The 26,992-nt window shown below is 68.5% G+C and carries 19 protein-coding genes; 11 read left to right on the top strand and 8 right to left on the bottom strand.

The features are described 5' to 3' along the window. Window positions 1-144: 144 nt before the first annotated feature. Genes ACLARN_RS02070 through ACLARN_RS02055 form a run of 4 tightly spaced genes read right to left on the bottom strand, consistent with a single transcriptional unit; the run spans window position 145 to window position 3,783 of the window. A complete protein-coding gene (locus tag ACLARN_RS02070; protein ID WP_409489643.1) occupies window positions 145-1,722 on the bottom strand; it encodes a DUF6346 domain-containing protein in 1,578 nt (525 codons plus the stop codon). A 35-nt stretch (window positions 1,723-1,757) separates the two neighbouring features. Next, window positions 1,758-2,888, bottom strand: coding sequence for a WXG100 family type VII secretion target (locus ACLARN_RS02065; protein ID WP_409489567.1), 1,131 nt, complete (start codon window positions 2,886-2,888; stop codon window positions 1,758-1,760). Window positions 2,889-2,891: 3 nt separating this feature from the next. After that, on the bottom strand, window positions 2,892-3,206 hold the full coding sequence (locus ACLARN_RS02060) for a hypothetical protein (RefSeq protein ID WP_409489566.1): 315 nt from the start codon (window positions 3,204-3,206) through the stop codon (window positions 2,892-2,894). Between the two features lie 25 nt (window positions 3,207-3,231). Further along, window positions 3,232-3,783 (bottom strand): YbaB/EbfC family nucleoid-associated protein, encoded by a 552-nt coding sequence (locus ACLARN_RS02055; protein WP_409489565.1) that lies wholly within the window; start codon window positions 3,781-3,783, stop codon window positions 3,232-3,234. A gap of 191 nt (window positions 3,784-3,974) precedes the next feature. On the opposite strand from ACLARN_RS02055, the gene ACLARN_RS02050 reads away from it, so the two are divergent. Next, window positions 3,975-4,346 carry a hypothetical protein gene (locus ACLARN_RS02050; protein ID WP_409489564.1) on the top strand — a complete coding sequence of 124 codons (372 nt, stop codon included), beginning with the start codon at window positions 3,975-3,977 and terminating at the stop codon, window positions 4,344-4,346. A gap of 38 nt (window positions 4,347-4,384) precedes the next feature. Further along, window positions 4,385-5,101 (top strand): TetR/AcrR family transcriptional regulator, encoded by a 717-nt coding sequence (locus tag ACLARN_RS02045; protein WP_409489563.1) that lies wholly within the window; start codon window positions 4,385-4,387, stop codon window positions 5,099-5,101. A 1-nt stretch (window position 5,102) separates the two neighbouring features. Here ACLARN_RS02045 and ACLARN_RS02040 read toward each other — a convergent pair whose 3' ends face one another. The 3 genes from ACLARN_RS02040 to ACLARN_RS02030 all read right to left on the bottom strand — a co-directional run bounded on the left by ACLARN_RS02040 (window position 5,103) and on the right by ACLARN_RS02030 (window position 10,099). Then, window positions 5,103-5,840, bottom strand: a complete 738-nt coding sequence (locus tag ACLARN_RS02040) for a 3-oxoacyl-ACP reductase family protein (RefSeq protein WP_409489562.1) — start codon at window positions 5,838-5,840, stop codon at window positions 5,103-5,105. Window positions 5,841-5,930: 90 nt separating this feature from the next. Beyond that, the gene (gene leuS, locus ACLARN_RS02035; protein ID WP_409489561.1) at window positions 5,931-8,777 is read right to left on the bottom strand and encodes a leucine--tRNA ligase; all 2,847 of its coding nucleotides are present in this window, start codon (window positions 8,775-8,777) and stop codon (window positions 5,931-5,933) included. 170 nt (window positions 8,778-8,947) lie between these two features. Next, window positions 8,948-10,099, bottom strand: coding sequence for an esterase-like activity of phytase family protein (locus ACLARN_RS02030; protein ID WP_409489560.1), 1,152 nt, complete (start codon window positions 10,097-10,099; stop codon window positions 8,948-8,950). A gap of 65 nt (window positions 10,100-10,164) precedes the next feature. On the opposite strand from ACLARN_RS02030, the gene ACLARN_RS02025 reads away from it, so the two are divergent. Beyond that, the gene (locus tag ACLARN_RS02025; RefSeq protein ID WP_409489559.1) at window positions 10,165-10,587 is read left to right on the top strand and encodes an SdpI family protein; all 423 of its coding nucleotides are present in this window, start codon (window positions 10,165-10,167) and stop codon (window positions 10,585-10,587) included. On the opposite strand, the gene ACLARN_RS02020 is transcribed toward ACLARN_RS02025, so the two are convergent. Beyond that, window positions 10,584-11,165: a YqgE/AlgH family protein gene (locus ACLARN_RS02020; protein WP_409489558.1), complete on the bottom strand. Its 582-nt coding sequence runs from the start codon at window positions 11,163-11,165 to the stop codon at window positions 10,584-10,586. The genes ACLARN_RS02025 and ACLARN_RS02020 overlap by 4 nt on opposite strands. 274 nt (window positions 11,166-11,439) lie before the next feature. On the opposite strand from ACLARN_RS02020, the gene ACLARN_RS02015 reads away from it, so the two are divergent. Genes ACLARN_RS02015 through ACLARN_RS01980 form a run of 8 tightly spaced genes read left to right on the top strand, consistent with a single transcriptional unit; the run spans window position 11,440 to window position 26,988 of the window. Next, a complete protein-coding gene (locus tag ACLARN_RS02015; protein ID WP_409489557.1) occupies window positions 11,440-12,738 on the top strand; it encodes an MFS transporter in 1,299 nt (432 codons plus the stop codon). Between the two features lie 55 nt (window positions 12,739-12,793). Then, on the top strand, window positions 12,794-13,402 hold the full coding sequence (locus ACLARN_RS02010; RefSeq protein ID WP_409489556.1) for a YbaB/EbfC family nucleoid-associated protein: 609 nt from the start codon (window positions 12,794-12,796) through the stop codon (window positions 13,400-13,402). Next, entirely contained in the window at window positions 13,402-13,731 is a 330-nt protein-coding gene (locus tag ACLARN_RS02005) for a WXG100 family type VII secretion target (protein ID WP_076163830.1), read from the top strand. Before ACLARN_RS02010 ends, ACLARN_RS02005 begins: the two co-directional genes overlap by 1 nt. A gap of 10 nt (window positions 13,732-13,741) precedes the next feature. Then, window positions 13,742-20,722 (top strand): toxin glutamine deamidase domain-containing protein, encoded by a 6,981-nt coding sequence (locus ACLARN_RS02000; protein WP_409489642.1) that lies wholly within the window; start codon window positions 13,742-13,744, stop codon window positions 20,720-20,722. Then, window positions 20,719-21,186 (top strand): hypothetical protein, encoded by a 468-nt coding sequence (locus tag ACLARN_RS01995; protein WP_409489555.1) that lies wholly within the window; start codon window positions 20,719-20,721, stop codon window positions 21,184-21,186. The genes ACLARN_RS02000 and ACLARN_RS01995 overlap by 4 nt, the downstream gene beginning before the upstream one ends. Window positions 21,187-21,223: 37 nt before the next feature. Further along, complete coding sequence (locus ACLARN_RS01990) at window positions 21,224-22,693, top strand: TNT domain-containing protein (RefSeq protein ID WP_409489554.1); 1,470 nt, start codon at window positions 21,224-21,226, stop codon at window positions 22,691-22,693. After that, window positions 22,694-24,940: an ADP-ribosylglycohydrolase family protein gene (locus ACLARN_RS01985; RefSeq protein ID WP_409489553.1), complete on the top strand. Its 2,247-nt coding sequence runs from the start codon at window positions 22,694-22,696 to the stop codon at window positions 24,938-24,940. It begins immediately after the preceding gene. Between the two features lie 26 nt (window positions 24,941-24,966). Beyond that, a complete protein-coding gene (locus tag ACLARN_RS01980; protein WP_409489552.1) occupies window positions 24,967-26,988 on the top strand; it encodes a YrhB domain-containing protein in 2,022 nt (673 codons plus the stop codon). The last annotated feature ends 4 nt before the right edge of the window (window positions 26,989-26,992 follow it).

The raw sequence follows: 26,992 nt of genomic DNA, 5'->3' as shown, positions 1-26,992 counted from the left end.
CGTCCACGCGGTGACGTTGCCCCGATCCCGGTGAAAGCCGAGAGCGGGGCATCGGGTCGCCGGCGTCGATCACGTAGCCCCCCGAGTGATCGGCGCCGGCGGCGCCCCGTTTCAGCGGGCGTCGGATATTTCCGCCTTGCTGCGTCAGCCCTGGAGGACAACAGCACGCTCGGCCGCGCGCAAGACTCGTTTCGCTGCGGCGCGGCCGACCTTGTCGACAAGCTGGTACTCGTCACCTTCGCGGGGTTTTACGTGCAAGGAGTAGTACCACCGGCCGTTGCCGGAAGTCACTGGCTTCACGACTATGCCGTTGATACTCGCGAGATCGACCAGGACCTCGTTCTTCCCGGTTTCGCGCCAGACCAAAGAATTCTGGCGAACCACGAAGGTCCCACGCCGACCTCGGTACAGGGACACGGCGAGATAGACCACCATCAGCGCGGAGATGACGAACAGGTTCACGGACGTCCCACCGGAGGCGCCGATGGACAAGGACCAGATCACCAGAGCACAGGTCGTCAGCATCAGCAAGACACGGAGTACCGATGGACGGCTGGAGGAAACCCGAGTGTCCACATGAACGGTTGCCCCGGCCTTTCGCCTCAACCGGACGACCGTGCTCTTCACCGGCCCGATCAAGCCGAGTCCACCTCGAGTGATCTCGCGGGTCGGCCAACTGGTCAACCCTGGCTTGAAGTTCTCGACCACTGTGGACAAATGCTCGGCTTCGTGGAGAGGCACGTACGGGCTGAGCAGGTAGCCGTGACGTGATCGGGCACGAAACGGCTCGGCCAGGTCCGCGACCACGTCGTCATTGAAGACCGAGAGATGCACCTCGACCAGATCGCCCGGGCGCTCCTCGAAAACGAACTTCTTGATCTTGGACCAGTGAAGCTGCTTCGGTGAGCCGTCCCGCGCCGTCTGCTGGAAACCCCGAACAGTCAATCGGGCCGGGATGACCGATGCCCCTTGGGCCACCTTCATTCTGCGCCGTGCGGACGGGATGGCCACAAGTACCGACCCGCCCAGCAGCCCGAACGGCAAAGCCACGAGATAGGCGGCCCAGTTGTCCGGCATCAGGCGGAAGACGGCCACGATCATCGTTCCCGCCATCACGAGCAATCCGGTTCCCAGCACCGTCAGGAACGTGAACGCGGCGAACACACCTTTCGGATCCCCACCGTCCGGAACAGGAAAAGCCAGGTCCAGGGGAAGTTCGCGTGACACGACCGTCGGGTGAGCGGGCTTCTTGCTGCGTGTGAACGACGGCACGAACCAACCGGCGATGGACCTGATCCCGATGGCGTAGATGAGAAATGCGAGGCCACCGACGGCTATCGGTCCGACAACCCGGAGAAACACATACGGATGCGCGGTGTTGCGCTGCCAATCACCGTTCGCGTACTTGACGAAGATCGGTCGCTCGCGATCGCCAGGGGTCAACTCGTCGGGCCCGAACTCGATCAGGCGTGCCTGCCGCTCGGGATTCACCTGCACCTCTGCCGTGCATTCCCAGTAGAAACCGGCACCCTTGAGCGAAACCGGCCCTCGTTCTGCACATTCAGCGACGAACGCCGTAGCGTCCGCATCCGCCGAGTCGGAGTCGGTAGTCGTCGCGGGGACGCCAGACAAGCGAAACAGCGTCACGACGCCGAGTAGGAACAGGACGAGCAACACCCACGCCGCAGCGCAAGTGACTGCGGTTTTGCCAGCGGATCTGATGGTTACCTCCGGAAACCGAACAGTGCGGTTCAGGTCTAGATCGACCCCGATATCCGTTGGCCACCAGGCTGATCGAACACCGGCTGGACTTGTGCGCCACCGGGACGGTCAGCCATGACTCCGTCCTTCTTCTTGTCGTCCTCGTCACCCTTGATCATCTTGTCGCCGGCTTCGCCTGCCTTCTTCGTCGCCTCTTTCGCCGCCTCCTTGCCGATATCGGCAGGAACCTCAGCGACCTTCTTCTTCACTTCGTCGCCGACCTCCTTCGAAACGTCGGTGACGGCCGTCTTCGCATACGCCCCCAGGTTGGCGATGTCGTCGCCCAGGGTCTTCGCCAATCCGGAAACGTCCTTGCCGAAGTTCTTGGCCACAGCGCTTCCATCGACCGACTTGAGGAGCCTCGAAGCCTGACTGAACATCTCGCCGAGCTGCTTGATCAGCTTCGAACCATTGCCGAATGCCTTCGTCAGCTGCTTGACCTTGTCCATGATCTTCGTGGCCCACTTGATCGCCATCGGAACACCCTCGGCGGCGAGGCCCGCCGGCATCGCGGGCCCGGGATAGCGGCAAACGATCCAGATCAGCTTCCAGACGCACTCGGAGATGAGGTCGCGCACCACACTGCGGATCACGGCGAGGATGGACTTGCACAACGCGATCATGATCGAGATGCCTTGTGCGCCGGTCGCTACACCTTCGTAGGTGTCGGCGCGATCGTTCGCGAAAGCCCGGTATGCGTCGGCCGCGGGACCGGTCCAGTTCGCCGAGTCCTTCGCCACGTCCTGCCGTAGCTCTTCAGCGACCTTCGACAATTCATCGCCGATGTTGCTCCAGGTACCACCCAGATTCTCCAACGCGACTTGATCGCCGGTCAGCCAATCGAGGGGCTCCCGAAGAAAACTCACGTGCTCGATCACCCAGCCGATCCCCGCCTTGGCGAGGGCCCCGAGCGGGTCCGACATGTCCGAGGCGAAGGAAAATCCCCCCAACGCGAGATTGGCGAGCCCTTCACCCCAATCTCCCGACCCCATCTTGATCGCGGCGTCACCGAAGTCCTGGAGCAGACCCGCCCCTTCGAGCGGGCTCTCTTTCGCGGCGCCGTCGGTGGCGACCAGGCGATTGGGAGAGTTCGGGCTCGGTGTGGTGATCACGGGATTCTCAGCCATGCGTCAGTCCTGCACCTTGAAGAGGTTCTTGTACTCGTCCTCGGTAATTTCCTTGCGCTGCTGCCACGTCCCGACACGGTCGGCGTGATCGTCGGCGGCTTCGGCGGCTGCTCTGACCGCGTCTTCCGCGACTGACTGCCCGACCGCGAAGGCTGCAGCGAGCGTGATCCCGACCAGGCCGAAAGCCTCGGGATGCATCGTCTGTCCCGCGGCGGCGAGCGCCGTGTTGATCCGACCGGTGAGGCCATCCAGCTTGTCGCGATGCGCTTGCAGAACCGCCGGATCTACCTGGAAGCCCGGTCCTTGTGGCTGACCCATGTTCTTCCCCTCCTCAAGTACCCGCTCAGCGCAGGAAGTCGCCGCCGGTGAAGTAGTCGTCCTCGTGGTCCGTCTGCTGCCTGCGCGCGGCACGCGGCGGCGCGGCGGGAGGGGCCGGAGGCACGGGCGGCTTGGGGGTGGGCGGGGGCGGAGGAGCGTCGAGTTCGTCTTCGGCGACGAAGCGGTCGTCCTCGTCCACCGTTTGGTGGCCGCCCTCGACGTAGCCGGTCGGCTCGGGTTCCGGGTACTCGCTGTGCAGCTGGTTGACCAGCTCGTTCATCGTCTCGCTGCCCGCGATGGACGGGACGCCGGTCTGCACCGCGTCGGCCAGTTTGCTCTGAGCACTCTGGACGACACGGAGGATCTCCTGCGCGAGTGCCGGGTTGTCCCGCACCGACGGGCCGATCTCCAGGCCAACCAGGTTCCCCGCGTGGTTGACCTTGACCGAGATCTGGCCGTCCTTGCTGCGTTCCGACACCGAGACACTTTCGATCTCGGTGCGCATCTGATTCGCCTTCCGCTGGGCGTCGGCCAGCTTGGCCTCGAAATCAGCGAAGAGCTGCTCAGGGTTCGACACGCGAACCTCCCCTGTTCACGTCGTAGCCATTCGGCGACCGAGTGTGGCATACCCGTCTGACGTCGGGGAACGTTTCGCGCGCATCCACACCCCAGTCGTGTGGATCACCACAGAAGGCCTCCGGTTTTCCCTACCGGATAAGGCGGTTGACCCCCTGTTTACCCAGGTCAGCGGCTCATAGTGTCCCGGACATGACGATTTCGGACTGGAAACGCGCGATCTACGCGCTTCTCGCACTTCCGGGCTTCCTCGGTGGCGCGAAGGTTCAGCGTGGGCTCGCGCGGCGCTGGCTCGGGCACGACGGCGGGGGACGGCCGCAGGTCGTGGCGGCCTTCGGTCCGAGTGTGGTCGCGTTCCTGCTCGCGTCGTTGCTCTTGTACCTCGTCGGGCGCATCGCGACGTACGGGATCTTCTGGTCGGGGAGCGATCCGGAGGGCACGTGGGGCGGGCCGACGCTGGTGGGGGCGTGGATCGTGCATTTCTTCGTCGCGCTCGGGATGGCCGTTCCGATTTTCCTGGCGCTGCGGCCACTCACCAGGCTTCAGGCTCGCCTTCTGGGCTGATCCCGGGTAGTGGCGCACTGACCACCTAGAATGCCCGGATGAACAACCCCAGCCGCAGGGGTCGCGAGCGGGCTGCGACCGATCAGGACATCCGCCGGACGGCGCGGGCGCTCCTGGTCGAGCAGGGCCCGGAGGCCGTGACGCTGCGGGCGATCGCACGCGAGCTCGGCATCACGGCGCCGGCCTTGTACCGCTACTACGGGTCTCGTGACGATCTGGTCGAGCACCTTCGCGCGGACGTCGTCGCGGATCTCGCGGCCGAGCTCGCCGAGGACATCGCGCAGCTGCCGGACGAGGGCGCGCTTCAGCTTTTCGCCATCTGTAAGGGATTCCGGCGGTGGGCGCTCGCGCACACCAAGGAGTTCACGCTGGTCTTCGCGTCGCCGTCGGGGGACGCGGGGAACCGGCTGGACGAGCCATTCGGGCGGATCTTCCTCGCCGCGGCCGGCCGGGTGCTCGCGATGCACGACTTGGTGACGCCGTCGAACGACGTGGTCCCGGCCGAGCTGCGCGACGATCTCACGTCGTTCCAGGCGGAATTGCTGGCCGTGCTGAAGGAGTCCGGTGCGACGTTCCCGCTGGAGAAGCTCGACCTCGGCGTGACGTACCTGATGATCCAGTTCTGGGCCCGGCTCTACGGGCACGTCACGCTCGAGGTCTTCGGCAACTATCCGATCCCGTTCTCGAAACCGGACGTCCTCTTCGACGCGATGCTGGCCGACCTCGCGCGCGAGATCGGCCTCACCGCAGAGTGAGCTACGCCGCGTGCCCGCCGTCGACCGAAACGGTCGTGGCGGTCACGTACTTGCTTTCCGGCCGTGCCAGGAACGACACGGTGGCAGCGACCTCCGACGGCGAACCGTAGCGGTCGAACGCCGTCAGGCTCCGCTGGTCGGCGGCGTACGGGCCCTCGGCCGGGTTCATGTCGGTGTCGGTCGGGCCGGGGTGGACCAGGTTCACGGTGATCCCGCGCGGCCCCAGTTCCCTGGCCAGGCCCTTGGTCAGGCCCAGCAGCGCCGTCTTGCTCACCGCGTACAGCGACATCCCGGGGCCGGGAACGCGGTCGGAGACGCAGCTGCCGATGGTGACCACGCGCCCGCCGTCGCCGAGGTGCCGGGCCGCGGCCTGCGTGGCCACGTAGACACCGCGGACGTTGACCGCGAGCACGCGGTCGATGTCCTCCAGGCTCGTCTGGTCGAGCGGGCCGACGAAACCGACGCCCGCGTTGTTGACCAGCACGTCGAGCCTGCCGAACTCGGCGACCGTCGTGTCGACCGCGGAAACCAGAGCCGCGGCGTCGGCGCTGTCGGCCTGAATCGCCAGCGCACGACGGCCGAGTGCCTTGATCTCGTCCACGACACCGGCCGCGAGCGCGGCGTTGTGCTGATAGGTGAGTGCGACGTCGGCGCCGTCCTCGGCGAGCCGGATCGCCGTGGCGGCACCGATCCCGCGGCTGCCGCCGGTCACCAATGCCACCTTGCCGTCGAGGGTCATGCGGTGTTCTCCGTTCGATTTCGTTGTCCTTGAACAACTCCATCGAATCGCCTCATGACCCTCGACGCTGGCGTCTTTCGGCCTCGACGCTTACAGCACGATGTTGACCAACCGTCCCGGGACGACGATCACCTTGCGCGGTGTGCCGTCGCCGACCAAGGCGGCGACCTTCTCGTCGGCCAGCGCGGCCGCCTGCACGGCGTCCTTGCCGGCGTCGGCGGGTACGGTGACACGCGAGCGCACCTTGCCGTTGACCTGGATCGGGTACTCCACGGTGTCCTCGACCAGGTACTTCTCGTCGACGACCGGGAACGGCCCGTGCACCAGGGAATCGGCGTGCCCCAGGCGCTTCCACAGCTCTTCGGCCAGGTGCGGGGCCAGCGGCGCCAGCATCAGCACCAGCGGCTCCACCAGTTCCCGCGGCGTGGCTTCGGCCGAGCCGTAGGTCTTGGTGACGTAGTTGTTCAGCTCGATCAGCTTCGCGCCGGCCGTGTTGAACCGCATCTCCGCGTAGTCCTCGCGGACCCCGGCGACCGTCTTGTGCAGCTGCTTACGATCCTCTTCGGTCGCGTCCACATTGGACACCCGCAGTTCGCCGGTCTCCTCGTGGACGACCAGCCGCCACAGCCGCTGCAAGAACCGTTGTGCGCCAACGACATCCTTGGTCGCCCACGGCCGCGAGACGTCCAGCGGGCCCATCGACATCTCGTAGAAACGGAAGGTGTCGGCGCCGTAGGACGCGCACATCGCGTCCGGGGTGACGACGTTGCGCTCCGTCTTCCCCATCTTCCCGTATTCCTGCTTGACCTCTTCGTCACCGAAGAAGAACTTGCCGTCCTTCTCCACGACGTCTTCGGCCGGAACATAGAAACCACGGGAATCGGTGTACGCGTACGCCTGGACGTAACCCTGGTTGAACAGCTTCCGGTACGGCTCCTTGGACGACACGTGGCCCAGATCGAACAGCACCTTGTGCCAGAACCGCGAGTACAGCAGGTGCAGCACCGCGTGCTCGACACCGCCGACGTACAGGTCCGTGCCGCCAGGGTCGTCGACGCCGTGCTCGGCGGGACGCGGACCGACCCAGTACGCCTCGTTCTCCGGCGCGACCAGCGCGTCCTGATTGGTCGGATCCAGATACCGCAGCTGATACCAGCAGGAACCCGCCCAGTTCGGCATCGTGTTGATGTCGCGGCGGTAGGTCTTCTTGCCGTTGCCCAGATCCAGTTCGATCTCGACCCAGTCGGTGGCGCGCGCCAGCGGCGAGGACGGCGTGCTGTCCTTATCCTCCGGATCGAACGTCACCGGTGAGTAGTCGGCGACCTCGGGCAGTTCGATCGGCAGCATGCTGTCGGGCAGCGCGTGGACCTGGCCGTCCTCGTCGTAGACGACCGGGAACGGCTCGCCCCAGTAGCGCTGGCGCGAGAACAGCCAGTCGCGCAGCTTGTACTGGACGGTGCCGCGGCCGTGGCCGTGCTCCTCCAGCCAGCCGATCATCGTCTTCTTGGCCTCGTCGACGCCCATTCCGTCCAAGAAGCCGGAGTTGATCGCCGGTCCGTCGCCGGTGAACGCCTTGCCTTCGAAGCCGTCCGTCGGCTGGACGGTGCGGATGATCTCCAGGCCGAACTTCTCGGCGAATTCCCAGTCACGCGTGTCCTGGCCGGGGACGGCCATGATCGCGCCGGTGCCGTAGCCCATCAGGACGTAGTCGGCGACGAAGACCGGGATCTCCTTGCCGTCGGCCGGATTCACCGCGTACGAACCGGTGAAGACGCCGGTCTTCTCCTTGTTCTCCTGACGGTCCAATTCGGACTTCCGCGACGCGGCTTCGCGGTACACGGCGATCGCCTCGGCGGGAGTCGCGGCGTCGCCGGTCCACCTGGCGTCGACGCCTTCGGGCCACGTCGCGGCGGTCAGCTTCTCGACCAGCGGGTTCTCCGGCGCCACGACCACGTAGGTCGCGCCGAACAGCGTGTCCGGGCGGGTGGTGAAGACCTCGATCTCCTGCTCGCCCGCTTCGAACTTGACCTGGGCGCCGTGCGAGCGGCCGATCCAGTTGCGCTGCATGGACTTGACTTTCTCGGGCCAGTCCAGCAGGTCCAGGTCGTCGACCAGGCGGTCGGCGTAGGAGGTGATGCGCATCATCCACTGACGCAGATTGCGCCGGAACACCGGGAAGTTGCCGCGTTCGCTGCGGCCGTCGGAGGTGACCTCCTCGTTCGACAGCACCGTGCCCAGTCCAGGGCACCAGTTCACCGGCGCCTCGGAGATGTAGACCAGGCGATGCGAGTCGATGATCTCCAGCTGCTCGGCGCGGGTCAGTTCACACCAGTTGCGGCCGTCGGGCGTACGGCGCTTGTCCTGCGCGTACTCGGTCTCCAGCTCGACGATGGGGCGGGCCTTGTCCGCCTTGTCGTCGTAGTAGGAGTTGAAGATCTGCAGGAAGATCCACTGGGTCCAGCGGTAGTACTCCGGATCGGTGGTGCGGATCCGGCGCCGGTCGTCGTGGCCCAAGCCCAGGCTTCGCAGCTGGCGCAGGTACGTCGTGATGTTCTCGTCGGTGGTCTTCGCCGGATGCTGGCCGGTGCGCACCGCGTACTGCTCGGCGGGCAGGCCGAACGCGTCGAAGCCCATCGTGTGCAGCACGTTCCGGCCGATCATGCGGTGGTACCGCGCGAAGACGTCGGTCGCGATGAAGCCCAGTGGGTGCCCGACGTGCAGGCCCGCACCCGACGGGTACGGGAACATGTCCTGGACGAACAGCTTGTCCGACCCGACGTCGCCGCTGTCGTCCGCGAGCGGGCCGACCGGGTTCGGCGCGTGGTAAGTGCCGTGGTCGGACCAGTAGTCCTGCCAGCGCTGCTCGATCTGGCCCGCCAGCTCCGCGGTGTAACGGTGCTGAGGGGCCGCGTCGGCACCTTCGCTCGCCTGGTTCATCGCCGAAATCCTCCGTGCTCATCCACGTCAAGCCACTCCAGAAACAACTCGACCCCTCAGCCCGGAGGGCATGAGGGGTCGCCGCGCTGGTCCCAGCCGATCGGCCGAGGTCAGCGCGGCAGGCTAAGGAGCAGCCGAGCCGTGTTCATGGGACCAGTTTAACCCGCTGGTCAAAGCCGTTCCGCGGGGACCGCCAGAGCGATGAACTGGGTCACCTGCGTCGCCGAGAAGTTGTTGTCGCTGACGAGCACCAGACTGCGCTCACCATTCGGCAGACGCGGCCCCCAGGTCATCCCCTCGACGTTGTCCACAGTGGACAACTTGAAGTCGGCGAGGTCGGCGAGCAGGCGCTTCTTGACCGGTTTGACGTTCTTGGCCTCGGCCAGCGAAGGCGTTTTCGCGATGTTCGTGGCGCCCTTGGTGTCGATTTCGTAGATCCGGATCTTGTTGCCGACACCGGTGACGAACGAACGCTCCATGACGAGGTAGCGCGTCGGGTCGGCCTGATCGACGGCCAGGAGCGACGAGACGCCGGTGGTCGCGAACGCGCCGGGCGGGTTCGGCGACGCGAAGACCTTCTCCTGCGGGTACGCGTACTGCGCGAGGACCGGTCCGAAGCGCGACTGAAGCGTGATGCGCGAAAGGGCACCCGACGTGGGGTTCGCTTCCGGGCCGTCCTGCGTCAGCGGTCCCTCGACCGAACTCGCGACGAGCGAGCCGAAGCCGGCGAACGTGAGGCCTTCGAGGACGAGGTTCTGCCGCGGCCCCGCGGTCGCGGTCATTTTCTCGTTGGCCGGGATCGGCAGGTCGCGGACGTAGGAGCCGTCGCGCTTCGCCTCACGGATCGACGGGTCGATCAGGGCGGCGGCGGACCGCTCGCCCTCCTGCGACCAGAGGTAGTGGCCGGTCCACGGGTCGACCCGGAGTTCTTCGGGGTCGACGGTCCGCATGTTCGGTGGCTGGGCAGGGTCGTTCTTCGCGAGCGGCGGGTACGTCGTGCCGTCAGGCCGCAGCAGCGGCTTGGTGCCGGTGAAGGTGACCGGGCCGAGCCCCTTGGCGTCCAGGGAGAACTTCGCCGTGTAGAACCGGGCGGGGTTGATCGCGGACCTGTCGTCGCAGATCAGCGCGTACTCACCGGTGCGGTGGTCGTAGTCGATGCTGGACAGGCCGCCGACGACGGTGCCCTGGTAGAGCAGCGAATTCGGGACGGTCTGTTCGCCGATCAACCGCAACGGACGGTGTTCGGCTTGGGCGGCGGGGGCCGCCATCAGGGTGAGGGGAACGGCCCCGATCAGGGCTGCGGCTAAGACTCGGCGTGACATGGCCTGTAGCACAGTCGATCAGGGTATCCGGCAGGTTGCCGGAACGTCACGCTTATCCTCGTGGAGTGTTCGTCATAGCGCTGGTCCCGATCGTGCTGGGTGTCCTCGTCGGCTGGGGTGGGTTCCTCGGCCTGCGCGAGAAGCTGCCGCGTGACCGCGGCGCGGGCGTGCGCACCGCCGCCACGATGCGCAGCGACGACGCCTTCCGCCTCGGCAACAAGGTCGCCGGGCTGCCGACGCTGGCCGGTGCCGTGATCGCCGTGCTCGCGGGCGCCGCCGCGCTCGTCATGCCGACGACGTCCGGGCTCGTGTTGGCCTCGGTCCTCGGCGTGATCGGGTTGATCGCCCTGGTCGCCGCCGGGGGAGTGCTCGGCAACCGCGCCGCCGCGACCGTCCCGGAGCCCGAACCGGCGCGCCCCGCCGGATGCAGTGGCTGCGCCTGCGGGACCTGCGGCGTCTTCAAGAAGGCCGACACCGCCACCGCTTAATTGCGCTGAAGGTCCCCAGGATGGGTGGCCAGCAGCGCCAGCGGAATGCCCTGACGGCGCAGCACCTGACCCCAGAGGTCGTGGTGCGGCGAGGCGAGGACGTCGCTGGGCAGCGCCGGGACGATCACCCAGTCGTCGCGGTCGATCTCGTTCGCGAGCTGACCGGAGTCCCAGCCCGCGTACCCCGCGAAAACCCGCACACCGCGGACCTTCGGGACCAGGATCTCGGGATCGGTGTCGAGGTCGACCAAGGCGACCGGACCGCGCACCGCGATCACGCCGGGCACGCTGGACGCCGTCTCGCCGGTCCGCAGCGCGGCGAGGCACAGGGCGGTCTTCTTCTCCACCGGCCCGCCGACGAACACCGACTGCGGTTCGGCGACGTGCCCACCCCAGTTGGGGAGCACGTCGTACACCGGAACGTCACTCGGCCGGTTGAGCACGACGCCGAGCGTTCCCTCGTCCCGGTGATCGATGACGAACACGACGGTCCGCTTGAAATGGGGATCGAACATCGTGGGGGCGGCGACCAGGAGCGTTCCCGGTTCGACCTCGGCGTCCGCTGGCACGTCCGCCATGATCCCACTTCGAGTGGAGACAAATCGTCCGGCCAGGGAACAAGAGCATCACGAGCACCGTTGGACACAGAGGTCGGTGCGCTTTCCGTGTCCCCCGGGCTCACTGAAGAACCGCCTTTGTGGAATACCGTCCGGCTGGAGCCACACTGCGCATAGCCGCCGAGAGGCGACCCTAAAGCGCACCGGCCGTCTAATTTCTGGGGCCCGAGCCCCAGACCCCACGGTGCGGATGGCGCGGCCTGGCGAGCGACGGCCACGTCTAGGCTGCGGGCTTGTGACCACCAGCGCCACGGCGCCTACCAGGGCGTTCGTCCGCGATCCCGATTTCCGACGGCTGCTGTTCACGCGGTTCTCCGCGCACTGGGGCAACGGGATGTACCAGGCCGGGCTGGCCGGTGCCGTGCTCTTCAACCCCGAACGCGCCGCCGACGCGCTCGCCATGGCGGGCGGGTTCGCGGCGCTGCTGCTGCCGTACTCGGTCGTCGGCCCCTTCGCGGGCGCCCTGCTCGACCGCTGGGACCGCCGGAAGGTCCTGATCTTCGCGAGCCTCCTGCGGTCCTTCACGATCCTCGCGACGGCCGTCGCCGTCGGCACGGGCGCGGCGGGAATCGGCCTGTTCTCGCTGGCACTGGCGTCCGAAGGCATCGCCCGGTTCATCGGCTCCGGGCTTTCCGCGTCCCTGCCGCACGTCGTCGACGAAAAGTCCGTGGTCGCCGCGAACGCCTTCGCGGCGACGTGGGGTTCGGTGGTCGCGGTCGTCGGCGGCGGCTGCGCGATCGGCCTCCGTGGACTGACCGGCGCGGACGACAACGGTTCCGCGTGGGTCACCGCCGTCGCCGCGCTGGGCGGAATCGGCGCCGCGGTGCTCGCGTCGGGGTTCACTCGCGGACTGCTCGGGCCGTCTACGGTCGACGAACCCTCGAACCCGGCTCTCGCCGTCGCCCGCGGGCTGTCCGACGGCGCGAGGGCGGCTTGGCGCACGCCCAGTGTCACGGCCGGGTTCGTCGCGCTGTTCGCCCATCGCGCGTCTTTCGGGATCTCGTTGCTGGTGACGGTGCTGCTGATGCGCGACCACTTCACCGACGCCGGGATCTTCCGCGCCGGAATGGCGGGTCTGGGGCAGATGGCGGCGTTCGCCGGGGCGGGGATCCTGGTCGCCGGACTGCTGACCGCCCGGATGATCCGGCTGTTCGGCAGGCTCCGCGTCGTGGTGGGCGCGCTGGTGCTGGCGGCGATCGCGCAATCCGCGCTCGGGCTGCCGATGGTGGTCCCGGCCGCGTTGCTCGCGGCGTTCCTGGTGACCGGCGCCGGACAGATGCTGAAGCTCTGCGTCGATTCGTCGGTTCAACTCGACGTCGCCGACGAGGCCCGCGGACGCGTCTTCGCGCTCTACGACACGCTTTTCAACATCACCCAGGTCGCCGCGGTCTCGCTGGCCGCGGTGTGGCACGCCTACCCGTCCGGACTGCTCATCGCGGCGACCGTGCTCTACCTGGCCGGAGCCGCCGGTTACGTTCTCGCCGTGCGAAAACGGAGAACACGCGATACGGCTCCTCCGTTGGCATTAGGGTGACGCTTACCGACACCGGGTGGCGTATGCCCGGGATCAAGTACTTGCGGGGGCTCAAGTGACGACGGCCGGCGACGACAGCGCACGCCTCGAAGCGCGCAATGCCGCCATGAAAGACCAGGTCGACACGCTGCTCGAACAGTTCGAGCGCCAGACGGCCCAGCTCCGGGACGCACAGGACGCCGCGTCGCAACTGGCCGCGACGGTGGTCTCGCAGGACGGCCTCGTCCGCGCCACCATCGACTCCACCGGCACGCTGAGCAAACTCGAGATCCAGCCGAACGCCTTCGAGCGCACCACTCCCGCGCAGCTGGCCAACACCGTGCTGAGCTTGGTGCGCCAGGGATCGCTGCAGGTCAAACAGCAGGTCGCCGAGCTGATGGCCCCGATCACCGAAGGGCTGCCGGACCTCTCGGACCTCATCGAAGGCGCGCCGTCACTGCACGGCCTGATGCCCGCGATCCCGGACTTCCTCGCCGAAGAGGAGGAGCCGCCCGCGCCGGTGAAGTCCGACGCCGACTTCGAGGATCCGCTGCTGCGCAAGGACGACGCCCCGCCGCCTCCTCCTCCGGCCCCGCCGACGCCGAAACCGATTCCGAAACGGGTGCGCCAGCAGGACGACGATGAGGAAGATCCGCCTTCGAGCTGGCTGACCAGGGGCGTCTGATGACGAGCGGTGGTGGCGGTGGCGGATTCACCGCGGATCCGGACGGGGTCGTCACGGCCGCGGCCAAGCTGGGAATCGCCGCGGATCAGCTGGACGACGCCGGCAAGGAACTGATGGCGGCGATCAACTCGCTCGGCCAGTGCTGGGGGAACGACGACGCCGGCAAGGAGTTCGCGAAGGACTACGAGCCGGGCGCGCAGGGCTCCTCCGAGGGGTTCGCGAACATCGTCGAAGCGCTGCGGGGCATGCAGCACAACGTCGAACGGTCGATGACCGCGTTCAAGAACGCCGAAGAGGAAATCAAGACGACGCTGGACAAGAAGGTCTAGCGCCGTGGGTATGGAGATGCCCGACGCGGTCAAGTGGCTCTTGCCGATCGTCGTCGGGGAAAGCTGGCCCGAAGGCGACGAGGACAAGCTCCGCGAACTTCGGGACGCCTGGCACAACGCCTCGAAGGCCGTCCAGCCGATCGCCGACACCGCGACCAAGGGCGCCACCGAGGTCCTCGGCGGCTGGACCGGTGAGGGCGCGGAGAAGTTCGCCGAGGCGTGGAAGAAGTTCGTCGAAGGCGACGAGGCCTACTTCAAGTCGCTCGCCGATTCCTCGAAGGCGCTCGGCGACTCGTGCAACGCGACGGCGCTGGACGTCGAGTACACGAAGTACATGATCATCATCTCGCTGGTGATCCTCGCCGCGCAGATCGTCGCGATGCTCGCGGCCGCCGCGGTGACGTTCGGTGGTTCGACGGCCGGGATCGCGCCCGCGCAGATCGCCACCCGCATGACCGTCCAGATGATCTTCCGGCAGCTGATGCAGAAGCTCGCGCAGGAAGGCTTCAAGAAGGTCGCGAAGGAACTCCTCGAGAAACTTCTCAAGGAGGGCCTGAAGAAGATCGGCAAGGAAGTCCTGCAGAACACGGCGATGAACCTCGCCATGGACGCGGGCATCCAGGGCTTGCAGATGGCCAAGGGCGACCGCGACAGCTGGGATTTCAGCAAGACCAAGGATTCCGCGATCAGCGGTGCCGTCGACGGTGTCGTCGGCGCGGGCAGCAGCAGCATCGGCAAGGGCGCCACCAAGGGACTTTCCGACAGCGTGGGCGGCCAGATCGTCGACAGCGCGGCGCGAGGTGCCGTGCGGGGCGCGGCCGAAGGGGTCGCCAGCACGGTCGGGCAGGCCGCCGTCACCGGTGACCTGGACAAGCTTTCGGCCAAGGACGTCCTGATGGGCGCTTCCGGTGGAGCCGTCGGCGGCGGTGTCGACGGGGCGAAGAGCCAGATCGGCGACATCCGCGCCGCGAACACGCCGGGTGCCGCGGGTGACGGTCCTCCGGCGCCGGACGTGGATTCCGGGGATTCCGGGACGCCTCCGCGTTCTTCGGACCCCTCATCGAATCGCGATTCGTCCTCTAGTGGCGATTCCTCTTCGTCGCGATCGGATTCGTCCACTTCGGACAGTGACTCGTCTTCGAGCCGCGATTCTTCCTCTGGTGGCGGTTCTTCGGAGTCGCAGGCGCGGACGGCGGACAGCTCGCCGCCGAGCGACCGGGTCAGCCAGTCCTCGACGCAGGCTCCGGAACGTCCGGCGGACGCCCCGGCGAACACCGGCGACGGTCAGCGTGCGGCGCAGCCCCACCAGAACGCTCCGGCGGCGGCGGCGGACAACGGTGCCGGTTCCGGTCAGCAGCAGGCCGCGGCGGCGAATCAACAGCAAGCACCCGCGGCGGCGGCACAAGCACCGGCGCAGAACCCAGCGGCGGCGGCACAAGCACCAGCCCAGACACCGGCGGCCGCGTCCCAGACACCCGCCCAGACGTCGGCGGCGAGCCCTGCCCAGACGCCAGCGGCGAGTCCTGCCCAGACACCGGCGTCGAGCCCGGCGTCCAGTCCGTCTCAGGGCCCGGCGCCGGGCCCCTCGCAGTCCGGCGGGATGCCACCGGCAGCCTCCTCGGGCTCGACCGGTGGGTCGTCTTCCGGCGGGTACGGCATGGCTCCGAACCAGGGTTCGAGCCCGGGCGGCTACGGCATGGCGCCCGGTGGCAACCCGCCGGGCAACGGGCCCGCACCGGGCGGTTTCCCGCCGGGTGGGCACGATCCGTCTCGGCCTCCCCGGCCGAACGACGGCGTCCAGGCCGCCGGTCTGGCCGGCAACGGCGGACCGCAGCAGCCACGCTTCGACCAGCCACCCGCCCAGATGCCCTTCCAGGGTCAGCCGATGCAGCAGCCGCCTCCGGGTGGTTTCGCGCCTCCGCCGCCTCCCGGTGGTGGTCCGGGGCCCATGCCGCCTCGTGGGCAGCAGGGGCCGATGGGGCCGCGTCCCACCGGGCCGCCGCCTCCCCAGCACCCGGGTCAAGGCGGATATCCGCAGCAGCGTCCTCAGCAACCGCCGCCGCCTCAAGGCTCGCGCCCGCCGCAGGGCCCGCAGGCCTATCAGGGCAGGCCGGGAACCGGCGGGGTTCCGCCGCGTCCGCAGACGCCTCCGCCCGGCCCACCTCCCGGCAACCGCGGCCCGGCAGGCTACCCGCCGCCTCCGCCGCGACCCCAGCATCCTGGCAACGGCCCGTTCCAGGGCAACCGCGGTCCCGTGCCGCCGCCCCCGCCAGGGCACCACCCTGGCCAGCCCCGGCACCCCGGTCAGCAGCCCGGCCGCCCGATGCCGCCCGGCGCCGAGCCGCCGCGGTTCGGTGGCCAGCAGCCGCAACGGCCGCCGCAGGTCCCGGCGCCGCGCCCCGGTCAGGACGCGCACCCGGGCCCGCAGCAACAGCGTCCGCCGCAGCAGGCCGAGCCCGTACGCCCGGCTGAGCAGGCACCTGTGCCGCCGAAGGAACCCGCGGCCCAGCCGTACCAAGGGAAACTCGACGACGACCTGCCCAAGGACACCGAGACTCCGCACGAGACCGAGGCGCCCCAGGACGTCACGGTCGACGAGCCGTACCTGACCGACCCGGACTTCCACACGGACGATCCGGCGGCCTACCGCGCGCTCGCCGAAACGCAGATCGACAAGCGTGGTTTCGACCCGGAGACCGGGGAGGCCCGGAGCGAACAGGTCCGCCGCGAGGGTCTCGCCAAACGCGACGCCCACGAAGACCCGCGCGTCAAGAACATGTCGGATCAGGGCGCGTACGCGGTGCACAGCTACACGCGTACCGACATGGCCGAGCGGATCACGCACGCCCAGCGCCACGGCGGCCCGGAGCTGGACGCGCTCCGGCCGCATATCGAGGCGATCACCTCCGGCCTCAACGAGATGCCCGCCTACGAGGGCGTCGTCTCGCGGCGGGTGAACTTCAACGGGAACGACAGCGCGATCCACGGCTTCCTCGAAGCGCACGCCAAGGGTCAGGTCATCGTCGACCCGCAGATGCTGAGCACGTCGCGGGTCACCCCCGAGCATCCGCGCAGCACCTTCCCGGGTGAAGTCGAGATGCGCATCCGGTCGAAGACCGGACGCCATATCGAAGACCTCGCTTCAATCAAGGACGAGCGCGAAGTGCTGATGAAGTCGGCGACGCAGTTGCGCGTCACCGACGTCAAGATGGGGCCGGGGCACCCTGAGCACCCCGACTACAAGAAGCGGCTGGACGACGGCTCGCCCAACGATCTGCCGAAGTGGATCGTCGAATGCGAAGAGGTCGTCGCCGGTGAAGACGGCCACCTGAGCCCGGACGAGGTCCAGCAGAAGGTCGCGGAACGGCGCGAGCACAACAACGCCGAGCAGGAACGGCTGGCTCAGGAGGAGGCCGCCCGCGACGAACAGCTGCGCCGCGATCACCCGGAGCTGTTCCAGAACAAGGGTTTCGCCGGCCTCGACACCAAGATCTCCGACGGCAAGGGCGGCTGGATCGACGCCGCCGACGCCCCGGTCCACGACACCCCCAAACCGAGGGAACACGTTCCCGACGGCGGCTGGTCCGAGCTGGCGAAGCCGCTCGAAGACGGTGGGACGCCGGTCATCCACGCCGGTTCCACCGAGACGCCGCACCAGCAGGTCCGGCTGGTCATGGACGAACTGCCCGCGATCGGCGAAGCCAACACCCGCAACTACTACGCGCCCGAATCGTGGAAGGACGGCTACCAGACCAACTCGGCCGAGGCGCTGGTCGCGTTCGAGGACCGGATGAACGGGGGCGACGCCGTCGCCGGCGCGTCGACCGGTGGCTCGCCGCTGAACCACGTCAGTGATCGGCTCGGCGGGCAGTGGTCGGATCGGAACGGATTCGCCGACGTCGCCCGTGAGCTGGGCGAACGTCCGGTGGGTGCGCGGACCGCGGTGGCGTTCGAGCACCACGCCGCCGCCGAACCGAACGCGCCGGAAGGCTCGCCGCGGTCGAAGGACCGGATCGAGACCCGGATCGTCGCCGCGGTGAACACGCCGCACGGGGTGGTCTTCGCCGACCCGATGACCGGGCGGCTCGCGACGCTGCCCGACGACCCGACGTCCATCAAGGCGATGCCGATGGGTGGAGGCGACGCACCGCACGCCCACTCACCGGAAGCACCGGAAGCACCGAAAGCTCCGGAAGCACCCAAGACCGACCTCGACATCGCCGAGCGGCTCAAGGGCCCCGAGGAGACGCCGCCGAGGCTCGACGAGAGTTACGTCAACGACGAGAACTTCCGCGGTTCGCCGGAGGACCACAAGAGCCTCCGCGACCGTTACGACAGCGCCGATCTCGCCGAGCAGGCCCGCGAAAAGGCGCTTAAACGTCTAGAAGCCAGCCCGCTGAAGGACCGCGTCTCGCCGGAGGCCGCGGAAGCGATCTACTCGTACTCGCGCGAGCACGCCTACGCGATCAACGACGCGAACCGCCGGGGCGAGGCGCATCCCGACTTCGAGAGCGCGCAGCGGAGCACCCGGGCGATCGTCGGCGCGCTCCACGAGCTGCCGGACTTCCACGGCGAGGCCATCCGCGGCATCGACACCAAGGGCGACGTGCGCGCCGCCGGGATCATGGCGGCGCATTACGAGGTCGGCCAGACCGTCCCCGAACCGACGATGACCAGCTCGACCATCAAGACGTCGCCGGACACGAAGTCGAAATTCGGCGAAGACGTCGAGATCCACATCGTCTCGAAGACCGGCAAGGACGTTTCGTCGCTCGCCGAGAACCCGGGCGAGCGGGAAGCGATCAACAAGCCGGCGACGCAGCTTTACGTGCACAGCAAGGAGTTCAAGACTCCGCCGCTGGTCGACCGGCCGAAGTGGGTCATCCACGCCGAAGAGGTCACTCCCGGCGACCCGCGCTACCTCGACGCCGACACCGCCAAGCAGAAGATGGACGAGCGGCGGGCCCGGCACGCCGCGGAGGCTCCCGAACTCGCGCGCCTCGCCCAGGAACGGTCGATGGCGCGCCTCGGCGGCTTCGACGAGCCGCAGACCCCGCACCTCACCACCGAGAATCCGGCGGAGCACGGGGTCGCGGACGCCGACAAGGGACCCGAGTACGGCGAACAGCCCGCCCAGGACCACGGAGCGGCCGACGACACGATCGAGTTGCCCGCCCCGGAGCGGGACTACTCGTCCCTGGCGGTCGCGACGAACCCGCCGAGTGAACCCGCGATCCACGCCGGTTCGGCGAGCCCGGAGCAGCAGGCCGCGTACGTCCGCGACCGGCATCCGCGGCTCGGCGAGGTCAACCCGCACTTCAACGACCCGGACGCTTTGGCGAACGGCTACCGCTCCAACTGCACCCGCACGCCGGGCGCGTACATGGACCGGTTGAACGGCATCGACTCGACGGCCGACCCGCTGCTCGTGCACGAGATGGACAGCCGCGGCACGCTGGAGCACGTCGAAGAGCGTTTCGGCGGGCAGTTCTCCGACCGCGCCGACTACGACGCCGTCATCCGCGAGATGCGGGACATGCCGACCGACCACCACGCGGTCGTCGCGGTGAAGTACCTCGACGAGAACGGCGTCGAGCGCGGCCACATCGCCATGGTGGCGAACACGCGGGACGGCGTCGCGTTCATCGATCCGCAGTCGGGCGCGCTGATGAACCTGCCGCATCCGCCGCTGGGCGTGCGGCTGATGCACGTCGGCGTCCCGGAAACCCCGGGCGCGCACCACACCGACGGCCACACCACGCGGACGGAGACTTCGCCGGCGCGGCCCGTCGACCCGCGGATCGCGTTCGCCAGGGATGACACGCCCGACGTGCAGCCGTCGCGGATCGGATCGGACGGCCGTCCGATCGTGACGCCGCCGCACGACGCGGGCTACGGCATGGCGCACGACGAGCAGCCACCGGGAAACCGGGCCGAGGGCGAGCGGTTCCTGAACGATCCCGAGGTCGCGGCCGCGGTGGACGGACTCGACCCGGACAAGAAGCGGGCCGTTCACGAGGACGAAAACGGGGTCAAGCACGACGTCGGGCCGATGCGGGACTTCATCCGCGAACACCTGCCCGCGCATCCGGAACTCGTCCGGCTGATGGAACATCCGGACAACGCGTACCTGCGGGCTTCGCTGCTGAACAACCCGATGACCCTCGGCAGCCTGCTGCTGCACCCGGAAGCCATCCCGATCCTCGAAGACGCCTTGCGTGACGTCGAGGAACGCGGTTTCCAGATGATCGACGACGTCCGTCAGGACGGCCCCGGCGACACTCCGCTGACCCAGGATCAGCGGGACCTCGCGAACGCGGCGGCCGACATCGCCGCCGACGTGCAGCCCCGCGATCAGTACCACTCCGGATTCGATCGCGCGGACAAGGGCGACCCCGGGAAGATCCAGGAGTTCCTGGACGCCGAGCGGGAGGCGTGGCCGCAGAACCAGGGCGACCTCAACCGGATCGCCGAACGGATCGCGGCGGAGAACAACGGTGACGCGTCGGGCAGGCCCGGTCCGAAGGACGACGACCGCGCGAAGGCGAAGATCGCGGGTTACGACGGAGACGCGTCGAAACTCACCGACCTGGTGGGCGTGAAGATCCAGTTCGACACGCTGGCCGACGTCTACAACGCGCTGAACGCGGTGATGGCCGATCCGGATCTCCGGATCGTCAGCTTCGACGACCGGTTCGCGAGTCCGCAGGACAGCGGGTACCGCGATCTGCAGATGAACGTCCGGCTGCCGAACGGGCACGTCGCCGAACTGCGGCTGCATCTGAGGCACATCGACACCGTCTCGGCCTACGAACACGCCCTGTACGAGGTCCGCCGCGACTTCCCGACGTACAACCGGACACTGGACGAGGACAACAAGAAGCGGCTGACCCCGGAACAGGCGCTGCTGGAGGCCGCGCTGATGGACCGGGTCCGGGAGAAGTTCATGACCGGGCTCCGGAAGGGCCTGCCGCCGGAGGAGAACACGTGATCCAGACCCCGTCCTTCTACACCTACTTCGGGAAGACCTACCGCATCGAGTCGACTCCCGGCGGCGGCCTCACCGGTTACCTGCTCAACCCTCGCACGGGTGAGTTCGACGAGAAGCCGGAGCACGTGCGTGAGGTCATGTGGGCGATGGCGAGTTCGGACATCAGCAAGGTGCCCGAAGAGAAGTTCGTCCAGGAGACCGAGCGGGCCCGCGCGTATGAGCTCAAGGGCGCGGGACCGATCTTCGCCCTCTACGAGACCATCGACGGCTTGTACGAACAGGCCCGGCGAGAAGGACGCAGGCTGGAGCCGCAGGAATCGGCGTTGATCCGGTCGCTTCGCAAGCGCACCTTCAAGATGTGGGAGGACGAACTGGCCCGCCGCGCCGCCGGGGAGCCGCCGTCGTTCCGGGCGGAACCACGTTTCCCCGAATACAAACCACCGGCGGAAGGGGACAGCCAGTGATCTCCTTCGACCGGCCGGACCGGGCGCGATGATTCACGTGGAACAACTCACTTCCGAAGAACAGCGCGGGCTGCTGGTCGAGATCGGCAAGCTCATCCGGACGGGTGTCACCGACACCGCCCACGCCGCGGTCGCCGATTTCCGGCAAGCCGGCGAGCACACCGAACTCGAGGGCCACAACCTCGCGCCCGCCCCGGAGCTGAACGACCTCTTCGGCAGGCTCCGCACCGGGATGTACGGCACCGGCCGGGGAACCTGGTTGCAGTCGAGGTTCACGCTCAAACCCGACGGCACCTTCGACTTCGACTTCACCCTCGACGACGAGCCGGCCTGGACCAAGGCACCGGCGTCTTCGGCGTACCCGGACGAGCTGGCCGCGTTCCCGCGCGAGGACGAGCACATCCCGGACTGGTGGCGGCTGCGCGCGCAGCTGCCGTTGCGCGTCGAATTCCGGCACGCCCGGATCGTCGACGCCTACACCGAGGGCAAACCACCGGTGGTCGACAGACCGGAACTCGACGAATCCGAAGCGCCGCTGGTCGCGCAGTACCTCGAGCGGGAACCGGCGATCCTGTCGGGCAGCGGCCTCGGGAAGGACATCTTCGAGCCGGACGCCGACGGCGACGTCCCGGAGAGCTACCACACCGACGGGACCTGGATCTGGCACGCGTCCGTGCCGCACTATCTGCGGAAGTACGGGATCCCGCCGGAGACGGCGCTGGTCGAGCACATCCGGAGGCAGCGGTTCCAGCCGCCGTACGTCGAACACCTCGTGCGGAGGACCGCCGAGGCGGATCTGCTGGGCAAGCCGAGGCCGAAACCGGGCCGCTCCGACGTCAAGAAGACCGAGGGCGACATCGCCGCGGAACTGGAGACGTCGCCCAATCCCACCTTGGCCGACGAAGAGCTCCTGGTCGTCCTGGTCAGCAGGCTCGGCGAGCACGCCGTCTGGCCGGAGGCGTACCGCATCGGGGACCGCGCGGACGGTGCCTGGTGCCTCAACTTCACCGAGAAGGGCTGGGAGGTCGCCGCCTACTCCGGCGATGTCCCGGTGTCGCCGAAGTACTTCGAAAAGCTCGAAGACGCGGCTCACCAGCTTCTCGGCGCCGTCCTGCTGCATCCGGCGAGGATGACCGCCGGGCACGAAACCCCGTTGGAGACCGCGAAGGAACTCGCCGACTGGCCGGTGCAGGCGGCACCGGGTGAGCCTCCCCTCACCTTGCTCCGCAACAAGCGCGTCAGCCGGATGGTCGCCGGTACGGTCGTACTGCGGTTCGGCGAGGAAACCGGCAATCTGGTGCACCACGGAGGGGTACGGTTCGCCACGACGTCCCTGCCGCTGGAGCGGGAGCGTGCCGGTGGGACCTACCGGCTGCGCCGCCCGCTCCACGTGATCACCGGTGTCACCGTCCCTTGGGCGAACATGCCAGGTGGGGCGGTGGCCTACGTGCTCCCGAGGACCATCGCCGAGCACGTGTCCGACGGCAGCCTGGAGAGGATCGAGTAGGTGGAATCGGCGGAAGCGGTAGCCAAGGTCGAAGAGTGGCTGCGCGCGGTCCACGGTCCGGACGTGTCCGCACCGGGCGGCGCCGGCCTGCGCGTGAACCACGAAAAGGTCCTGCGCATCCCCGAGGGCTGGTCGGTCCCCTACAACACGATCGCCTTCCTCGACGAGGGTCATGCCGAGAAGGAGATCTTCCCGCCGCCGTCGGTGCTCGTCCGCGAACCGGACGGCGAACTGCGCCAGGCGCATCCGCAGCCCGGCGGGCTCAGCGTCCCGGTCGCGTTCCCCGGCCAGGAGGCGTGGCGTGAGGTCGTCGACCCCGAATACGCGAAGGCCGGGCTCGGTGACCTGGGGGTTCCCCTGCAAGTCGTCGCGGGCTGGGTCAAGGTCAACTCCGAAGGCGTGCAGACCGGCGACGAACGGGAGAACCCCGAGTACAAGGCCGGTCCGGTCCGCCGCGGCTACCCGAAACCGGAGAACAGACTCGAAACGCTGCTGTCGTTCGCCAGTGTCGGCTGGCTGACCAGGGAACAGCTGCTCATCGGGCTGCTGCGCTGCGAGGTCTACGTCCCGGTCGACCTGGCGTCCGGCAAGACGGAGCGGTTCTACTTCAACGAGGAACGCGCCGAGCTGAGGGTGTTCAGCTCGACCAGGAACCTCCCGTCCCGCGAACACGGGTACTGGAAGGTCGACATCGCCACACTGGCCGGTTACGAGAGCCCGCCGAACCTCGTGATCAACGGCGGACCCGCGACGTTCGAGGACGTCAGCGGCGCCGAACTCGCCGAAACCGCGTCGAAGTTCCCGCGCCGGGACGCGTCCGTCGACGTCTACGAACGCTGCCCGGAAGCCGACCCTGAGCTGGAGGCGCTGGCCTCCGACACCGCCGCGAAGATGGGCCTGCCCGAACCGGTGAAGCCGCCGCTGGCCGCCGCCGAACGGGCACGCCGCCGCGGCTTCGAACTGAGTGTCGAGGAATGCCAGAAGACCGTCCTCGGCCAATCGTGGCTGGCCGCGCTCAAGCGACCGGAACCGCCACGCGGCCGTCCGAACGACCTCCGGGCGAACGGGCTGGCGCCGGGCTACGACAACGAGGGGCAGATCCAGCCGCGTCTGGACACCTTCGGCAAGTACTTCGACCGAGACCGCTCAAGCTCGCGCTACGGCTGGCAGCGCGTCGCGGGCGCGTACGTGGGCTTCGCGCTCGGCGAGGCGCTCGGGGCGGCCGTCGACCGGATGCGGCTCGACGAGATCCACAGCACCTACGGCCCGGACGGCGTCACCGACCTGCCCGTCGCGTTCGACCTGCCCGGCCGGGTCGGGCCGCTCACCCAGCGGCTGCTGTTCTACACCGAGGCCGTGATCCGCAGCCCGCATCGCGAGCAGCCGGAGAACCGCGACGCCGAACGGGCGCTCGGGACGGTCGCCCGCAACTCGCTGATGCGCTGGCTGCACACCCAGGGCGCGCCGCTGGACAACGCCGACGGCTGGCTGGTGAAGGTGCCGGAACTGCGCGTCCGCCGCACCCCCGACGACGCGGAACTGAACGCCTACCACGCGCTGGCGACCATCTCGCCGACGGCGATGCCGCTGAGCGGGCCGGACGCGCTGGTCGCGGCGCTGCCGGCGGCGATGACCGCGGCCGGCCCCGGCACCGCGATGAGCGGCGGCGTCCGCCAGGCGGTGCGGGACCTGGTTTCGGTCACCCACCCCGGCGAGATCGACGTCGAGGCGGCGACCTACCTGACCTGGCTGTTCGAACCGGCGCTGACCTCGGAGGCGTTCAGCTACCCGGTCTGGAACACCTCCCGCGAGATCTTCAGCGAGCAGAACCCGCACCAGCGGGGACCGGTCTGGGCGGATCTCAAGGCGATGGTCGCGGAATCGGTGCCGTTCTTCGGCAAGCACGGCCTGCCGGACCTGCGGGTCCCGGAGCTGATCGGCGACGGCAAGGGCACGCTTTCGGTGCTGGGCCGCGCGTTCGCGGCGCTGTCCGGCTTCGAGAACTACCCGGAGCAGGCGCTGCTGCGGGCGGTCAACCACTCGGGCCGCAGCGCGGTCACCGGCGCGATCGCCGGTGCGCTGCTCGGCGCCCGCACCGGCATTCCCGGCCTGCCGCAGAAGTGGGTCGAGCAGCTGGAACTGCGCTACCTGGTGGAGAACATCGCCACGGACGCGTTCTGGCACTTCGACCGCCATTCGGCGCTGCACGAGGTCGACGGCTGGTCCCAGCGGTATCCCCGCTGGTGAATCACCAGGAAATCAGAATGGGGACGATGAACGAAGAGGAAGCCGTCAGCCGAGTCGAAGAGTGGCTGGCGGGCCGAGGCGGCGAGGGGACAGGCGCGCTGCGCGTCCGCCGCGAGTACGTCGTGCGCGCGACCGACGGCTGGAACGTCACCTACAACACCGTCGGCTGGCTCGACGGGACCGATCCCGGCGCGGGCCTGTTCCCCAGCCCGGTCGCGTTCGTCCCGGACGACGGCGGTGAGATCCGGCTCGACCTGGAGTTGATGGCGGTTTCGGCGGCGGGCGGCGACGGGGACGACGACGCGTTCACCCGATGGGCCGAGGTCGTCGACCCCGAATTCGATCCGGCCGCGGTCCCCGGCCTGCCCGTGCCGAAGGCGGCGATCGTGCGCTGGGAGCAGCACACGCTGTACGGCGAACCGACCGGCGCAGTCCGTGCCAACCCGGATCACCGGCCAGGGCCGCAATTCTCCGGACGGCCGAAGCCGGAAAGCGACGTCGAGACGCTTCTGGGCTACCTGCGCGTCGAGTGGATCACTCCGGAGGAGTTCGTCCACTGGATGCTCGATCTCGACGTGCTCGCCCCGGCGAAGGACGGCCATCTGCAAGTCCGCGACTTCGGCGACGCGGGCGCGAGGTTCGTCGTCTACACCTCCGAGGCACAGGTCCCGTCGGAGTACACCGTTTGGCAGCGGATCCAGCCCCGCGTGCTCCTGCGCCGGGCCAAGGACACTCCCGGCGTCGGTCTGCTGGTCAACCCTGGCAGGCCGGAGACCTTCAACGTCTACCCGGAGACCCTGCGGCAGGTCGCCGACCTCGAACTGCCGAAAGGCGCCGAGCGCCCGGAGTCCGTCGGGCGTCCCGCGTACTTCGACGGCGAGTACGACGGCGTGGCCACCGCGAACCTGAGAAGCCTGGTCGACCAGGCCAGGGACAACGGCTACCCCCTGAGTGCCGGCGAACTCACCCGCTACGTCCGCGGCGCGACGCTGTCGTTCGAGCGCTCCCGGGCGAAGTACGACGGCCGTCCGCTGCCGGAACTGCCCGAAGACCTGTTCGCCAACGGCCTGGTGACGCACTTCTACGACGACGGCCAGCCGCGTCCGGCCGCCTGGACGTTCGGGAAGTTCTACAACCCGACGATCCCCGTCGGAAGCTTCGCGTATCCGCGGCTTCTCGGCGCGTACGTGGGCTTCGCGCTCGGGGACGCGCTCGGCTCGGGTGCGGATCCGGCGGACGGGCTGCCGCTGGGCGGACTGACCAGGCAACTGCTGTTCCACACCGAGTCGGTGATCCGAGGACTGAACCCGACCCCGGACAAGGCCGAGATCCCGGCGTCGCTGCCCGCGGGCGGCCACCCGGACGGCTGGGTCGCGAAGGCCACCGAAGGCGCGGGCCCGGCTCCCGCCGAGTTCTCGACGATGCTGGCGACCGCACTGGCCGCGACGGTGACCGGTGGCGTGGAAGGTCCCGCCGACAACGCCTTCTACGCGATGAAGGTGGTCCGTGAGCTGGTCGGTTCCGCGGCCGGGCACGAGGTCGTCCACGGCGCCGAACTGCTGGTGAACCTGTTCCGCGCCCAGCTCGCGGCCCGGAACGGCGAGCCGGCGGTGGCGAACTTCCTCGAAGGCTTCGACGAGTTCAGCGGCGAGGTCGGCGACCTGGTCAAGACGGTGCTCGACCTCAGGAACGACGTCGACGGCGCTGACGGTGAACAGTTCGACAGCATCGGCGACGGCCGGACGCCGCTTTCGGTGCTGGGCAGGGCGTTGTTCGCCGCCGCCAAACGGGGTCACGACCCCGAGGCCGCGCTGGCGCTGGCCGCTCGCGGCGGCGCGGTGACCGGCGCGCTGACCGGGGCGATGGTGGGTGCCAGGCTGACCGTGCCCGGTCTGCCGGAGTCCTGGCTCGCGGCGTATTCCGGCCTCGGCGTCGTCGACGCCATGGCGGGCGACGCCTATTACTACTTCAACCGGTTCGGCCTGCCCCGCGAGCCCGAGGAGCGGCGTCGCTGGGACGCGAAACGGTATCCACGAGGAGATCAGTAGAGAA

Origin of the sequence: Amycolatopsis sp. cmx-11-12, from assembly GCF_046269425.1 — a bacterium.
In the GTDB taxonomy this organism is placed as follows: Bacteria; Actinomycetota; Actinomycetes; order Mycobacteriales; family Pseudonocardiaceae; genus Amycolatopsis.
The sequence above is the reverse complement of the archived record's forward strand: the minus strand, read 5'-3'. Positions and strand labels throughout refer to the sequence as shown.

Coding starts and splice junctions, on each gene's coding strand:
- ACLARN_RS02060 (WP_409489566.1), bottom strand. CDS start 3,206: ATGGGTCAGCCACAAGGACCGGGCTTCCAGGTAGATCCGGCGGTTCTG.
- ACLARN_RS02005 (WP_076163830.1), top strand. CDS start 13,402: ATGACGAGCGGTGGTGGCGGTGGCGGATTCACCGCGGATCCGGACGGG.
- ACLARN_RS02020 (WP_409489558.1), bottom strand. CDS start 11,165: ATGGCGGACGTGCCAGCGGACGCCGAGGTCGAACCGGGAACGCTCCTG.
- leuS (WP_409489561.1), bottom strand. CDS start 8,777: ATGAACCAGGCGAGCGAAGGTGCCGACGCGGCCCCTCAGCACCGTTAC.
- ACLARN_RS02050 (WP_409489564.1), top strand. CDS start 3,975: ATGACGATTTCGGACTGGAAACGCGCGATCTACGCGCTTCTCGCACTT.
- ACLARN_RS02065 (WP_409489567.1), bottom strand. CDS start 2,888: ATGGCTGAGAATCCCGTGATCACCACACCGAGCCCGAACTCTCCCAAT.
- ACLARN_RS02000 (WP_409489642.1), top strand. CDS start 13,742: ATGGAGATGCCCGACGCGGTCAAGTGGCTCTTGCCGATCGTCGTCGGG.
- ACLARN_RS01980 (WP_409489552.1), top strand. CDS start 24,967: ATGAACGAAGAGGAAGCCGTCAGCCGAGTCGAAGAGTGGCTGGCGGGC.
- ACLARN_RS02030 (WP_409489560.1), bottom strand. CDS start 10,099: ATGTCACGCCGAGTCTTAGCCGCAGCCCTGATCGGGGCCGTTCCCCTC.
- ACLARN_RS02040 (WP_409489562.1), bottom strand. CDS start 5,840: ATGACCCTCGACGGCAAGGTGGCATTGGTGACCGGCGGCAGCCGCGGG.
- ACLARN_RS02045 (WP_409489563.1), top strand. CDS start 4,385: ATGAACAACCCCAGCCGCAGGGGTCGCGAGCGGGCTGCGACCGATCAG.